The organism is Streptomyces sp. NPDC126499 (assembly GCF_040302485.1).
Classification (GTDB): Bacteria; Actinomycetota; Actinomycetes; order Streptomycetales; family Streptomycetaceae; genus Streptomyces.
In genome coordinates this window covers 1-12,510 of sequence record NZ_JBEOUO010000046.1, presented here as the reverse complement: position 1 = coordinate 12,510, position 12,510 = coordinate 1, and the positions used below count along the sequence as shown (strand labels likewise).

Annotated in this window: 14 protein-coding genes; 7 read left to right on the top strand and 7 right to left on the bottom strand. The window is 73.6% G+C overall.

Annotated features, from left to right (window positions below; translation table 11 throughout):
• Positions 1 to 221: 221 nt before the first annotated feature.
• Positions 222 to 1,052 carry a dimethylargininase gene (gene ddaH / locus ABTZ91_RS33850; RefSeq protein WP_352081079.1) on the bottom strand — a complete coding sequence of 277 codons (831 nt, stop codon included), beginning with the start codon at positions 1,050 to 1,052 and terminating at the stop codon, positions 222 to 224.
• 148 nt (positions 1,053 to 1,200) lie between these two features.
• Between ddaH and ABTZ91_RS33845 the strand changes: the two genes are divergently transcribed.
• Together ABTZ91_RS33845 and ABTZ91_RS33840 are read left to right on the top strand one after the other, a co-directional pair.
• Positions 1,201 to 1,845 (top strand): TetR/AcrR family transcriptional regulator, encoded by a 645-nt coding sequence (locus ABTZ91_RS33845; protein WP_352081078.1) that lies wholly within the window; start codon positions 1,201 to 1,203, stop codon positions 1,843 to 1,845.
• 173 nt (positions 1,846 to 2,018) lie between these two features.
• A complete protein-coding gene (locus tag ABTZ91_RS33840) occupies positions 2,019 to 2,798 on the top strand; it encodes a bifunctional DNA primase/polymerase (RefSeq protein ID WP_352081077.1) in 780 nt (259 codons plus the stop codon).
• A gap of 98 nt (positions 2,799 to 2,896) precedes the next feature.
• Here ABTZ91_RS33840 and ABTZ91_RS33835 read toward each other — a convergent pair whose 3' ends face one another.
• Positions 2,897 to 3,910 (bottom strand): hypothetical protein, encoded by a 1,014-nt coding sequence (locus tag ABTZ91_RS33835; protein ID WP_352081076.1) that lies wholly within the window; start codon positions 3,908 to 3,910, stop codon positions 2,897 to 2,899.
• A 397-nt stretch (positions 3,911 to 4,307) separates the two neighbouring features.
• On the opposite strand from ABTZ91_RS33835, the gene ABTZ91_RS33830 reads away from it, so the two are divergent.
• Positions 4,308 to 4,970 (top strand): PhzF family phenazine biosynthesis protein, encoded by a 663-nt coding sequence (locus ABTZ91_RS33830; RefSeq protein ID WP_352081075.1) that lies wholly within the window; start codon positions 4,308 to 4,310, stop codon positions 4,968 to 4,970.
• 113 nt (positions 4,971 to 5,083) lie between these two features.
• Here the strand turns inward: ABTZ91_RS33830 and ABTZ91_RS33825 are convergent, their stop codons facing one another.
• Both ABTZ91_RS33825 and map read right to left on the bottom strand, forming a co-directional pair.
• Positions 5,084 to 5,755, bottom strand: a complete 672-nt coding sequence (locus tag ABTZ91_RS33825) for a biliverdin-producing heme oxygenase (protein ID WP_352081074.1) — start codon at positions 5,753 to 5,755, stop codon at positions 5,084 to 5,086.
• A 114-nt stretch (positions 5,756 to 5,869) separates the two neighbouring features.
• Positions 5,870 to 6,727: a type I methionyl aminopeptidase gene (map, locus tag ABTZ91_RS33820; RefSeq protein ID WP_345488891.1), complete on the bottom strand. Its 858-nt coding sequence runs from the start codon at positions 6,725 to 6,727 to the stop codon at positions 5,870 to 5,872.
• Positions 6,728 to 6,785: 58 nt separating this feature from the next.
• Between map and ABTZ91_RS33815 the strand changes: the two genes are divergently transcribed.
• Positions 6,786 to 7,016 carry a hypothetical protein gene (locus tag ABTZ91_RS33815; protein ID WP_352081073.1) on the top strand — a complete coding sequence of 77 codons (231 nt, stop codon included), beginning with the start codon at positions 6,786 to 6,788 and terminating at the stop codon, positions 7,014 to 7,016.
• 60 nt (positions 7,017 to 7,076) lie between these two features.
• Here the strand turns inward: ABTZ91_RS33815 and ABTZ91_RS33810 are convergent, their stop codons facing one another.
• Both ABTZ91_RS33810 and ABTZ91_RS33805 read right to left on the bottom strand, forming a co-directional pair.
• Positions 7,077 to 8,408 carry an MFS transporter gene (locus ABTZ91_RS33810; RefSeq protein ID WP_352081072.1) on the bottom strand — a complete coding sequence of 444 codons (1,332 nt, stop codon included), beginning with the start codon at positions 8,406 to 8,408 and terminating at the stop codon, positions 7,077 to 7,079.
• 54 nt (positions 8,409 to 8,462) lie between these two features.
• Entirely contained in the window at positions 8,463 to 9,068 is a 606-nt protein-coding gene (locus tag ABTZ91_RS33805; RefSeq protein WP_352081071.1) for a hypothetical protein, read from the bottom strand.
• 101 nt (positions 9,069 to 9,169) lie between these two features.
• Here ABTZ91_RS33805 and npdG point away from each other — a divergent pair, with 101 nt between their 5' ends.
• Positions 9,170 to 9,883 carry an NADPH-dependent F420 reductase gene (gene npdG / locus ABTZ91_RS33800; RefSeq protein WP_352081070.1) on the top strand — a complete coding sequence of 238 codons (714 nt, stop codon included), beginning with the start codon at positions 9,170 to 9,172 and terminating at the stop codon, positions 9,881 to 9,883.
• Positions 9,884 to 9,978: 95 nt separating this feature from the next.
• A complete protein-coding gene (locus ABTZ91_RS33795) occupies positions 9,979 to 10,146 on the top strand; it encodes a hypothetical protein (protein ID WP_345488901.1) in 168 nt (55 codons plus the stop codon).
• A gap of 19 nt (positions 10,147 to 10,165) precedes the next feature.
• On the opposite strand, the gene ABTZ91_RS33790 is transcribed toward ABTZ91_RS33795, so the two are convergent.
• A complete protein-coding gene (locus ABTZ91_RS33790) occupies positions 10,166 to 10,960 on the bottom strand; it encodes a site-2 protease family protein (RefSeq protein WP_352081069.1) in 795 nt (264 codons plus the stop codon).
• 321 nt (positions 10,961 to 11,281) lie between these two features.
• Between ABTZ91_RS33790 and ABTZ91_RS33785 the strand changes: the two genes are divergently transcribed.
• The coding region (locus ABTZ91_RS33785) for a BTAD domain-containing putative transcriptional regulator (RefSeq protein ID WP_352081068.1) at positions 11,282 to 12,510 on the top strand (1,229 nt) is incomplete at its 3' end.

The following is a 12,510-nucleotide window of genomic DNA, read 5'->3' as shown; positions in this document are numbered from 1 at the left end:
CCCGGAGCCGTTCCACCTCCCCCAGCCTCATAGCCGGAAGATGCCCACCACCAGGCAAGATCACCCGACGTAACGAAGCACTACTAGGGCCTGTCTTCCGGATCTTGCCGGGCTCGATCCGAAAGACAGGCCCTAGGGCCGCCCTTCCGGGATGACGAGGGCCGTCCTTCCGGTCGGCCCCGCGGCTCCCGCGCCGGTCGGCCCCGCAGCTTCCGTACCGGTCAGCCCCGCAGCTCCTGGGTGCAGCACTTCACGCTGCCGCCGCCCTTCAGGAGCTCGCCCAGGTCCATCCCGATCGGTTCGAAGCCGCGCTCCCGCAGCGGGCCGAACAGGCCCACCGCCGTCTGCGGGAGCAGCACGTGCCGTCCGTCGCTCACCGCGTTCAGGCCCAGCACGGCGGCGTCCTCGGCCTGGACGAGCAGGGCGTCGGGGAAGAGCCGCGCGAGGACGGCGCGGCTGCCGGGGGAGAAGGCGTCGGGGAAGTACATGACCTCGTCGCGGGCGTCGTCCAGGACGCACAGGGCCGTGTCCAGGTGGTAGTAGCGCGGGTCCACCAGCTCCAGGCCGATCACGGGCCGCCCGAAGAACTCCTGGGCCTCGTCGTGCGAGAGCGGGCTGGAGCGGAAGCCGCGGCCGGCCAGGATCCAGGACGACGTCACGGCGAAGTCGCCCTCGCCCTCGTTGACGTGCTCCGGCACCCGTACGTCGCTCTCCGCGTAACCGTTCCGGCGGAACCAGGCGAGGTGGACCGCCGCCTCGCCGGTCCGCTCCGGGTGGGCGAACCGGGCGCCGAACACCCGGCCGTCCACCACGGTCGCGCCGTTCGCGGCGAAGACCATGTCCGGCAGGCCGGGGACGGGGTCGAGCAGCTCGACGGTGTGGCCGAGCTCGCGGTAGCGGTCGCGCAGGTCCTCCCACTGGGCGAGGGCGAGCGGCAGGTCGACCGGCTTGGTGGGATCCATCCAGGGGTTGATGGAGTACGTCACCTCGAAGTGCGTGGGTGGGCACATCAGATAACGGCGGGGCGAGGCCTCGCGCGGAGTGGTGCGCAAAGAGGGCTCCTCTACGGTCGATGAGCGTTGAGCTCATGGTCCGCTTTCCGGGCGCGCCGCGCAGTGGACCGTTCGGGTGGTTCGGATGAAGAGCGGCCACCCGAAAGAGTGACGAGACGGTGCGTCTCGTCTTTGGTAAGGTGGAAGGATGTCCGACACCAAGGCACCCGACACCAAGGCACCCGACTCCTCCCGCCGCAGCGAACGCTCCCGCCGCGCCATCTACGCCGCCGCCCTCGAGCTCGTCTCCGAACAGGGCTACGCCAAGACCACCGTCGAGGGCATCGCCGCCCGCGCCGGCGTCGGCAAGCAGACCATCTACCGCTGGTGGCCCGCCAACTCCAAGGCCGCCGTCCTCCTGGAGGCCTTCCTCGACCTCGCCGACCAGGCCGCGCGGGCCGTCGGCGCCGAGGACGCCGGAGCGGAGATCCCCGACACCGGAGACCTCGCCGCCGACCTCAGGCTCGTCCTGCGCGCCACCGTCGACGAACTCAACAACCCGGTCTTCGACCGCCCCACCCGCGCGCTCGCCGCCGAGGGCATCGTCGACCCCGCACTCGGCGCGGAGTTCACCGCCAAGCTCCTGGAACCCCAGCTCCAGGCCTACGTCCGCCGCATCGAGGCCGCCCAGGCCGCCGGGGACGCCGACCCCGACGTCGATCCCCGGCTCGCCATCGAACTGCTGGTCGGCCCCCTCCACCACCGCTGGCTGCACCGCACCCTGCCGCTCACCCACGCCTACGCGGACGCCCTGGTCGACCTGGTCCTGCGGGGCCTCGCGCCCCGGCCGTGACGCCCCCGACCGCCGCCCCGGCCCGCCCGCCGACCCGGACACGACCCGGACCCGACCCGGAAACCGACCCGGAAACCGACCCCGGTTCCCGACTCCGGTCACCCGGGGCGCAGGATGGTGGGACCATGGAGAGCCCGTAGGACCGAACGGGCGAGCATGAGGTGAGGGGATAGATGGGCGACGGCATCGGCCGCTACCGCGGCACGGAGAGCAAACTCGCACAGTGGCTGCGCAGGCGCCCCAAGCGGACCGCGGCCGACATCGAGAACGACCGCGAGAAGGCGCTCCTGGCCGTCGCCGCCGCGGGGATGCCCCTCGCCCCCGCCGCCTACCCGGTCGGCTACCGCTGTTCCTGCGAGCGGATCGGCTGTCCCACGCCCGCCCGCCACCCCGTCTCCTTCGCCTGGCAGACCCAGTCGACCACCGACCGCGCCCAGATCGAGCGCTGGGCCCGCAACCAGCCCGAGGCCAACTTCATCACCGCCACCGGCATGGTCCACGACGTCCTCGACGTCCCCCTCGCCGCCGGCCGCGCCGCCCTGGAGCGGCTGCTCGCCGAGGGCGTCGAGGTCGGGCCGGTGGCCGAGTCCGGGGTCTCGGAGGACCGGCCCGGCGAGGGCCGCATGCTCTTCTTCACCGCCACCCGGGGCACCCCCGAGGACGAGGACGAGTGGTGGCCCTGCGAGCTGGACTGCCATCCCGAGACCATGGACGAGCACCCCGGGCTGCGCTGGCACTGCCGCGGCAGCTACGTCCTCGTACCGCCGTCCCGCCTCCCGGGCGACGAGGGCGCACAGCCGGTCCTCGCCTGGCTCCGGGGCCCCGAGCACGCCCTGCCCGAGCCGCTGAGCCTCCTGGAGGCCCTCACCGACGCCTGCGCCCGCCACGCGGCCGAACAGGCGGAGCAGGGCGAGCCCGCGGACCACGGGGTGGCCTGGCCGCTGAGCCGCTGAGCGGGCCCACGGACCACGGGGCCTGGCCGCCGAGCCGCTGAGCGAGGCCGCCGACCACGGAGTGGCCTGGCCGCTGAGCGAGCGCCGGTCCGGCGGGCCTACGAGCCCTCCGCCGCCGTCACTCCCTGGAGCCGGCCCACGACCACGACCGCGTCGGCCGTCGTCCCCGCCGGCTTCACCAGGACCGACTGGCTGGACACCCAGCGCTTGGTGACCGTGCTCTTGATCTCGCCGGTCATCAGGGCCTTCACGTCCGGGCCGACCTTCGGGCGGTAGCCCGGCGCGGCGGTCTGCCGCTCGTAGTAGCGGGTGGCGAAGAAGACCAGCGCCCCGCCGTCCTCCGTCGCGAGGCCCAGCGGCGCGAAGTCCCCGGTGCTCTCGGGCTGGTCGACGTACTGGGTGACGAGACCGGGCCGGTTGGCGGCCTTCTTCCGCTCGGCCCGCCACTCGGTGGTGTGCGGACCCGCCGCGAACGGACCCGCCTGCCCGTCCTTCAGGAAGGCCGCGTACCGCTCGCCGAGGTCCTCGGGAGCCACCGCGAGATCCTTGGTGTCCGGGGCGACCGGCACCGCGTACCCCGCCTCGGTCCGGAACGCCGGCACCTCGTCCGGGGTGAGGATCGACAGATAGGCGACCTCCCACGGCTCGGCGGCACTGCCCTTCAGGAAGACCAGGACCCAGCGGTTGTCGCCCGCGCCCTGGTCGGTGTCCCGGTTGGAATCGGTGTCGGCGACGAACCAGCGCGGCCAGCCGGCCTTGCGGGGTATGACGAACGTCGGGTCGGTGAGCTCCAGCGGCTTGTGGTCCGGGTTGCCGCCGGGGTTCGTCACCTGGCGGGACCGGAGACCCGCCTGGTTGATCTCCCCGAGCGCACCGGTGACCCGCTCCGCGTCGAGCGCCGGGTCGTACGCCTTGTCGGCCCGGTTGAAGGCGTCCGTGAAGTCCTTGAGGGCCTGCTGGGCCTCGGTCTGTGTCGCCGCCGGGATCAACTCCCGCTCGCCGTGCACCGTCACGCACCCGCTCGCGGTCAGCGCCAGCAGGGACGCGGTCGCCGCGGCGAGGAGCGTGTCGGCCGCTCGCCTCCGCCTGACCGCTCGCCTCAGCCTTCTCATCGGTCTCGGTCGCCTTCTGCTTCTCCACCCGCCGGGACGGATTCTCCACCCGCTTGGACGGACCCGACCCTACCGGGGCCGCGAAGAGCGCGAGCGCCGGGATCGGATAGCGCGTCCACACCGTGACCTGTGTCGAGGCACCACCCCCTGGCATGCGGGCCGTGCGCCGAGACACCCCGTCCGGGTCGCTCTTCCTCACCGACGACGGCCCGCCCCGACTCCCGGGCCCGCGCGTGGAGATGACCGACGGTCACCGGATGCCGCTCCGCCAGGGCGGCCGACCGGTCCTCCTCGCGGACAGGACGGAGGCCGCCCGGCAGGCGCCATGCCCGCGCGCGTGCCCGGCCGATTCCCGGCGGACCAGCCGAAGGGGACGCCTGGATGCTTGAATTCCGCCATGAACACGACTGACATCGACGTCCTGCGGGTCTTCTGCGCCGGCGACGGCCGCCACGGCAACGCCCTCGGTGTCGTACGCGACGGGCGCGGGTACCCCGACGAGGCCGCCCGGCAGGCGCTCGCCAAGGAACTCGGCTTCAGCGAGACCGTGTTCGTGGACGACCCGGAACGCGGGACCGTCGACATCTACACGCCCGGCCTCCGGCTGCCCTTCGCCGGGCACCCGCTGGTCGGCGCGGCCTGGCTGCTCGACCTGGAGGTGATCTGCCCGCCGGCCGGGGAGGTGTGGGTGCGCGGCGACGGCGAGTTCACCTGGATCGAGGCCCGCGCCGAGTGGGCCCCGCCGCGCACCCTGCGCCAGTACGGCTCGGCCGCCGAGGTCGAGGCCCTGGCGGTCCCCGAGCCCGGGACGTGGATCTACGCCTGGGCCTGGGAAGAGGAGGCCGCGGGCCGCGTACGGGCACGGGCCTTCCCCGGGCGCGGCGACGGCATCGACGAGGACGAGGCGACGGGCGCGGCGGCGCTGCTGCTGACGGCGCACCTGGGCCGGGCCCTCAACATCACCCAGGGCCGGGGCTCGCAGCTGCTCACCGCCCCCGGCCCCGACGGCATCGTCGAACTCGGCGGCCGCGTCCGCCTGGAGCGGACCTTCGCCCTGTGATCCATGCCCTGGGGGCCTCGCCCGTGTGACCCTCGCCCTGGCCGTCGCCTCGTGACCCCCGCCCTGTGACTGTCGCCCTGTGACTGCCGCCCCGCGACCGTCGCCCTCTGACCTCAGGCGGCGCTGAGCGGGAACTCGGCGGCCAGCTCGCGGAACACGGCCCCGTTGAAGTCGAAGGCCCGCTTGCACTCGTCGACGATCCGCTGCTTCTCCAGGTCGTCGGCGTTCACCCGGTCAAGCAGCTCCCGATAGGTCCGCTTGAAGGCGGCCGGGTTGGAGATCGCGTCGAAGACGTAGAACCGGACGCCGTCGCCCTTGCGCGCGAAGCCCCAGGTCCGCTCGGCCTTGTCGCGGATGATCTGACCGCCCGACAGATCCCCGAGGTAGCGGGTGTAGTGGTGGGCCACATAACCGGCGGGCCAGTCGCGGGCGCACTCGGCGACCCGCGCCGCGTACGCCTGGGTCGCGGGCAGGGCGGAGAGCCCCGCACGCCAGCCGGGGCCGCGCAGATGGGCGAGGTCCTGCTCCAGGGCGGCCGTGCGGAACAGCTCCGGCCGTATGAAGGGCCCCGCGACCGGGTCGCTCCGCAGGGCCTCCGCGCCGTCCTCCAGGGCCCGGTACACGAACCAGAGCTGCTCCGTGTAGCGGGCGTAGGCGTCGACGGCCAGGCGTCCGCCGAGGAGGTCGCTCATGAACGTCGACGACTCCGCTTCCGTGTGCTGCTCGTGCGAGGCGGTGCGGATGAGCGTCGAGAAGGGCGTGTCCGGCGTGTCCACCGTGTCCAAGGCGTGCCTCCGGGACCGTAGGGGGTCGGGAACCAGGTCGATCCTGCCGACTTAGGCATACCTAAGTCAATGGTTCCCGACTGCCTGTCGGTAAAACGCTACCCCTCCGGGGCGTCAGGGCAACGTCAGGATCTCGGCCCCGGTCTCCGTCACCACGAGCGTGTGCTCGAACTGCGCGGTCCGCTTGCGGTCCTTGGTCACCACGGTCCAGCCGTCGTCCCACATGTCGTACTCGTGCGTGCCGAGCGTCAGCATCGGCTCGATCGTGAAGGTCATGCCCGGCTGCATGACCGTGGTGTGGTGCGGGGAGTCGTAGTGGGGAATGATCAGCCCGGAGTGGAAGGACGAGTTGATGCCGTGCCCCGTGAAGTCCCGCACGACGCCGTAGCCGAAGCGCTTGGCGTACGACTCGATGACCCGGCCGATGATGTTGACCTGGCGGCCCGGCTTGACCGCCTTGATCGCCCGGTTCAGGGACTCCCGGGTCCGCTCGACGAGCAGCCGGGACTCCTCGTCGACGTCGCCGCAGAGGTAGGTGGCGTTGTTGTCGCCGTGGACGCCGTGGATGTACGCCGTGACGTCCAGGTTCACGATGTCGCCGTCCTTCAGGACGGTGGAGTCGGGGATGCCGTGGCAGATGACCTCGTTGACCGAGGAGCACAGCGACTTCGGGAAGCCCCGGTAGCCGAGCGTGGAGGGGTAGGCCCCGTGGTCGCACATGTACTCGTGGGCGACCCGGTCCAGCTCGTCCGTGGTGACACCCGGCGCGATGTGCTTGGCGGCCTCCTCCATCGCCCGCGCGGCGATGCGGCCGGCGATCCGCATCCGCTCGATGGTGTCGGAGTCCTGCACCTCGGGGCCGGAGTACGGCGTGGGAGCGGGCTTTCCGACGTACTCGGGGCGGCGGATGGACCCCGGAACGGAACGGTGGGGGGAGAGCTCCCCCGGTACGAGAAGCGACTGGCCAGACATGTCAGCGAGTCTAACGACCGCGTCTGGGGCAGCATGGTGACGGAGGAAGGAGCCGAGGATGGCCCTGTTCAAGAGGCGTACGGCGGGCAAGCCGGGCGAGTGGTACTACTGCCTGCAGCACCAGAAGGTCGAGGAGGGCCCCGAGTGCCCGGCGAAGAACCGTTTCGGCCCCTACGCCAGCCGTGAGGAGGCCGCCCGCGCCATGGACACCGCGAAGGAGCGGAACCTGGAGTGGGAGACGGACCCGCGCTGGCACGACAGGCCGGGCCAGGACGAGACGCCGGACTAGAGAGCGGGGTGGGGCCGGGGCTGGACGTCGGACCATGTCGCGGCCCGGGTCCGGGGCGCGTCAGGCCGACGGCCGGCGGGCCTCCCGCCCGGCATCCCGCCCGGCATCCCGCCGGTCCTCGCGCTGAGCGGCGTCCTGCTGGGCCCTGCGCCGCAGGGCGTCCTCGTCCGTCGTGGCGTCGTACGCGAGCAGCTTCGGCAGCGCGAGGCACAGCAGCCCCACCGAGGCCACGCACGCCACGCCACCGGACCAGACCGCCGCCCGGGTCCCCGTCCAGCCGGCCACCCCACCGGCCCGGAGCTGCCCGAGCTGTGGGCCGACGCTGTACGACAGCACCTCGATGCCCGCGAGCCGCCCGCGCAGCTCCTCCGGGATCGTCTGGTTCCAGATCGTGGAGCGGCCGAGCCCGCTCAGCATGTCGCCGGCGCCCGCGACGGCCAGGCACAGCAGCACCAGCCACACGTTCGCGAACCAGCCGGCCGCCGCGACGGCGAGCCCCCAGCCGGTCGCCCCGGCCACCACCAGCAGACCGTGCCGCCGCACCCGCGAGGTCCAGCCGCTCGTCATCCCGAGCACGAGCGAGCCCACCGACCCGGCCGCGTACATCAGCCCGAGCGACCATTCGGCGTCCAGGTCGTCGGCGAGGAACGGGAAGACCGCGTTCGGGAAGGCGAAGAACATCGCCGCCAGATCGATCGCGTACGTGCCGAGCAGCACCGGCCGCGACCACGCGTACCGCGCGCCCTCGGCGATGCCGCGCAGCGACGGCTTGTCGGCGTCGTGCGCGGGTGGTGCGGGCGAGAGCCCCCGGCACAGCAGCACGGACAGGGCGTAGCCGCCCAGCGTCACCCCGTAGGCCGCCGCGTGCCCCACGTACGCCACCACCAGACCCGCCAGCGCGGGGCCCGCGATGGAGCCGAGCTGCCAGCGCAGCGAGTTCAGCGCGGCGGCCGCCGTCTGCTGCTCGTGCGGCACGATCCGGGCCAGCAGCGAGTCCAGCGCCGGCCGCTGGAGCCCCGCGAGAGCCGAGACCCCGGCGGCGACCACGTACAGCGGCCACAGCAGCGGACTCGGCAGCAGCGCGTTCACGAGCAGGACCAGGGCCAGCAGGCCGAGCCCCGCCTCGGTCGCGACGATCACCTTCCGCCGGTCCACCGCGTCCGCGAGCGCCCCGCCGTACAGCCCGAACACCACCAGCGGCACGAGCTCCACGGCCCCCATCACCCCGACGGCGAACGGCGAGCCGGTCAGCTCCTTGATCTGCAGCGGCAGCGCCACGAGCGCCATGAACGACGCGAAGACGGTGACGAGCCCCTGCACCCACAGCAGCCGGAAGTCGGCGGAGGAGCGCCAGGGCGCGAGATCGGGCAGCAGACGGGCGAGGCGGTTCACGAGGGGCCATGCTCGGCTCGCCCGTGCGCGCGCGGCAACCGAATTACGGGGCCCTCACCACCGGGCCGGGGGCGGTGCCGTCAGGTGGTCCGCGAGGCGGGAGAGCCGGTCGCGCAGGGTCAGCCGGCCCCGGGGCACGGGCGGCAGACAGTTCTCACCGGTCGCCGCGCTCACCAGGTGCTGGACGGTGTCGAGGTCGACCTCCGCGTCCGCCGGTACCGTCAGCGTCTCGTGGGCGAGGCCGCGGAGCTCGGTGTCGCCGGCGTCCAGGGAAAGGACCGTGGCGCCCGCGCGGCGGGCGTCATGGACCCGTTCGAGGAGGCCCTCGTCGGGCCGGGAGGGCGCGACCATCAGCAGCGTCTCTCCGCGCCCGGCCGACTCGATCCTGCCGAGACCGACCGCCAGATGCGCCGGATCGCCCGGCCGCGCCCGGTGCCGGACCAGGGTCGGGGCCAGCTCGGGCCGGCCCGACCAGGCCGACTCGTCCACGAGGTGCGCGGCCAGGTGCCACGGCTCGTACTCCTCCGTCCCGACGAGCAGCAGCCCGCCGCCGTGCGAGACGACGGAGGAGCGCAGCGAGCCCGCGAAGCGGCGGGCGGCGGCCGGCCACTCCGTACCGGCGAGGACCTCACGCAGCAGTGCGACACGAACGGCGTCCATGGAGCCGCATGGTGCCCCGGACAGGCCCGCGCAGACCGGCGTTCGACGCGGACTCACCCGTACGGGCGTCACGTAGCCGACCGGCCAGTAATGTCGGGGCCATGACTTCCTCCACCCCCGAATCCCAGGCTCAGGCCGCCGCCCCCAAGGACCCGTGGGACCTCCCCGACGTCTCCGGACTCGTCGTCGGCGTCCTCGGCGGCACCGGCGACCAGGGCCGCGGTCTCGCCTACCGGCTCGCCAAGGCCGGCCAGAAGGTGATCATCGGCTCCCGCGCCGCCGACCGCGCGCAGGCCGCGGCCGCCGAGCTCGGCCTCGGCGTCGAGGGCGCCGACAACGCCGAGTGCGCCCGCCGCAGCGACGTCGTCATCGTCGCCGTCCCGTGGGACGGGCACGCCAAGACGCTGGAGTCGCTGCGCGAGGAACTCGCCGGCAAGATCGTCGTGGACTGCGTCAACCCGCTCGGCTTCGACAAGAAGGGCGCCTACGCGCTCAAGCCGGAGGAGGGCTCCGCCGCCGAGCAGGCCGCCGCGCTGCTCCCGGACTCGCGGGTCACCGCCGCCTTCCACCACCTGTCGGCGGTCCTCCTCCAGGACGCCTCGATCGACGAGATCGACACCGACGTGATGGTGCTCGGCGAGGTCCGCGCCGACGTCGAGATCGTGCAGGCCCTCGCCGGACGCATCCCCGGCATGCGGGGGGTCTTCGCGGGCCGGCTGCGCAACGCCCACCAGGTGGAGGCCCTGGTCGCCAACCTGATCTCGGTGAACCGCCGCTACAAGGCCCACGCGGGCCTGCGCGTCACCGACGTCTGATCCCGGGGCGGAGCCGGTAACGGTTGCGAAAGGGGCATGGGGGACACTGGACGGGCACCACCAGCCGTACCGGTACCGGACAGGAGCCGACCCCCATGCCCCGCCTTGCCCTCTACGCCCTCGCCGTCTGCGCCCTCGCCGTCGTGGCGGCCGTCGTCTCCTTCGCCCAGGGCAGCTGGCTGGGCGTCGTGTGGGTGCTGTTCGCCGGCCTCTCCTCGAACATGGCCTGGTACTACGTGAAGCGCGGCCGCACCACCTCCTAGACCGCGCGGATCTCCGGTCCTAGACCGCGCAGATCTCTGGCTGGTCCTGCCAGAACCGGTAGAGGTTCGAGCCGCAGTAGCGCGACAGCTCCGGCACGCCCAGCGCCCGCATCAGCGCGTCGATCGCGTCGAAGAAGGCGCCGTTGACCGCCGGCACGAAGAGCAGCGCGATGACGACGAAGAAGCCGTAGGGCGCGTACGGCTCGATCTGCCGCTTGATCCGGTACGACAGCCAGGGCTCGATCACCCCGTAGCCGTCCAGGCCCGGCACTGGCAGGAAGTTCAGCAGGGCCGCCGTCACCTGGAGGAACGCCAGGAAGGCGAGCGCGTACCGGAAGACGTCCGGCACGCCGTCGAGGGCGCCGAGCCAGAACGGCGCCGTGCAGACGACGGCGAACAGGACGTTGGTGAGCGGGCCGGCCGCGGAGATCAGACTGTGCTTCCAGCGGCCCCGGATCCGGGCCTGGTCGATGAAGACCGCGCCGCCCGGCAGACCGATGCCGCCCATGATCACGAAGAGCACGGGCAGGATGATGCTCAGCACCGCGTGCGTGTACGCGAGCGGGTTGAGGGTCAGATAGCCGCGGGCACCGACCGTGATGTCCCCGCCGTGCAGGGCGGTGCGGGCGTGGGCGTACTCGTGGAGACAGAGCGAGACGATCCAGGCCGAGGTCACGAAGAGGAAGACGGCCAGGCCGGGGGAGGCAGCGAAGTCGGTCCACACGGCCCAGCCGGTGACGGCCATGACCGCGAGGATCGCCAGGAAGACGGGGCTGATCCGCCGCTCGTCGTGGCGAGAGGTGGTCGTGGACATGCGGGGCTCCCCGGGGCGGCGGCGTGGCGACGGTCGACGGTGGTGTGTGTGCGTGTGGGTGACTGTGTGCGCGTGTGCGTGTGTGCGGGAAACGTACCGGGCGGCGGTACGGGTTCCTGAGGCGGGTACCCGCGGCACCGCTTAGGGGAGCGGGTTACGGGCTGGGGCGCGGGCCCTGGGCCCGCGCGGGTACGAGCCTCTGGACCGGGCGGGCCTTGGGGCCCTGGCCCGGCGGGGGTACGGGCCCGGCCCCGTCCCCGGCCCGGTCGCCGGTCCGGTCGCCGGTTCCCCGCGAACGCGCTCCCTCCCGTCTCACGGAGAATGGGGCCCGTGCGCTATTCGGTCCTCGGCCCCACCCGGGCCCACACGTCAGAAGGCACCGCCGTGGGCGTCGGCGGGCCGCGGGTGCGCGCGCTGCTGACCGTGCTCGCGCTGCGGGCCGGCCGGTCCGTGCCCGTCGGGGTGCTCGTCGACGATGTGTGGGGCGCCGAGCCGCCGGCCGACGCCGTCGCCGCGCTCCAGGCGCTGGTGGGCCGGCTGCGCCGGGCCCTCGGCCGCGAGCGGGTGCTGTCCACCGAGGGCGGCTACCGGCTGGCCGCCGCGCCCGACGACGTCGACGCGCACCGTTTCGCACGGCTCGCCGCCGAGGGGCTGCGGGAGCTGGACGCGGACCGGCCCGGCCGGGCGGCCGGGCTGCTCGACGAGGCCCTCGCCCTGTGGAAGGGCCCGGCGCTCGCCGACCTTCCCGACCGCGAGGCCGAGGCCGCCCGCTGGGAGGCCCGCCGGCTCGACGCCCGCCGGGCCCGGCTGACCGCCGCCCTCGCGCTGGGCGAGGCCACCGCGGTGCTGCCCGAGCTCGACGCCCTGTGCGTGGACCACCCGCTGGACGAACCCCTCCAGGCACTGCGGCTGCGCGCCCTGCGGGACGCGGGCCGCCCGGCCGAGGCGCTGGCCGCGTACGACACGGTCCGCCGCGTGCTCGCCGAGCGTCTGGGCGCGGATCCGTCCCCCGAACTCCAGAAGCTGCACGCCGAGTTGCTGGACGCGACGGCGCCCGGGGCCCCGCAGCCGCCGAAGGCAGGGCGGCCGGTGGGCAATCTGCGCGCCCGGCTCACCAGCTTCGTCGGCCGCGAGGACGACATCGCCGCCCTCCGCGACGACCTGCGCACCGCGCGCCTGGTCACCCTCCTCGGCCCCGGCGGCGCCGGGAAGACCCGGCTCTCGCAGGAGGCGGCCGAAGCCGCCGAGGCGGTCGGCGGCGCGTGGCCGGACGGTGTCTGGCTCGCCGAACTCGCCCCGGTCAGGGACCCCGAAGCCGTCACCGAGGCCGTCCTCGGCGCGGTCGGCGCCCGCGAGACCGTGCTGCGCGGCGCGGGCGCGGAGGAACTGCGCCTCGGCGAGGACCCGACGGGCCGCCTCGTCGACCACTGCGCCGGGCGCCGGATGCTCCTGCTGCTCGACAACTGTGAGCATGTGGTGGGGGCGGCGGCGGAGCTGGTGGAGGTGTTGCTGGCGCGGTGTCCGGGGGTGACGGTGCTGGCGACGAGCCG

Coding starts and splice junctions, on each gene's coding strand:
- map (WP_345488891.1), bottom strand. CDS start 6,727: ATGTCTGGCCAGTCGCTTCTCGTACCGGGGGAGCTCTCCCCCCACCGT.
- ABTZ91_RS33840 (WP_352081077.1), top strand. CDS start 2,019: ATGGGCGACGGCATCGGCCGCTACCGCGGCACGGAGAGCAAACTCGCA.
- ABTZ91_RS33830 (WP_352081075.1), top strand. CDS start 4,308: ATGAACACGACTGACATCGACGTCCTGCGGGTCTTCTGCGCCGGCGAC.
- npdG (WP_352081070.1), top strand. CDS start 9,170: ATGACTTCCTCCACCCCCGAATCCCAGGCTCAGGCCGCCGCCCCCAAG.
- ABTZ91_RS33790 (WP_352081069.1), bottom strand. CDS start 10,960: ATGTCCACGACCACCTCTCGCCACGACGAGCGGCGGATCAGCCCCGTC.
- ABTZ91_RS33845 (WP_352081078.1), top strand. CDS start 1,201: ATGTCCGACACCAAGGCACCCGACACCAAGGCACCCGACTCCTCCCGC.
- ABTZ91_RS33795 (WP_345488901.1), top strand. CDS start 9,979: ATGCCCCGCCTTGCCCTCTACGCCCTCGCCGTCTGCGCCCTCGCCGTC.
- ABTZ91_RS33835 (WP_352081076.1), bottom strand. CDS start 3,910: ATGAGAAGGCTGAGGCGAGCGGTCAGGCGGAGGCGAGCGGCCGACACG.
- ABTZ91_RS33805 (WP_352081071.1), bottom strand. CDS start 9,068: ATGGACGCCGTTCGTGTCGCACTGCTGCGTGAGGTCCTCGCCGGTACG.
- ABTZ91_RS33815 (WP_352081073.1), top strand. CDS start 6,786: ATGGCCCTGTTCAAGAGGCGTACGGCGGGCAAGCCGGGCGAGTGGTAC.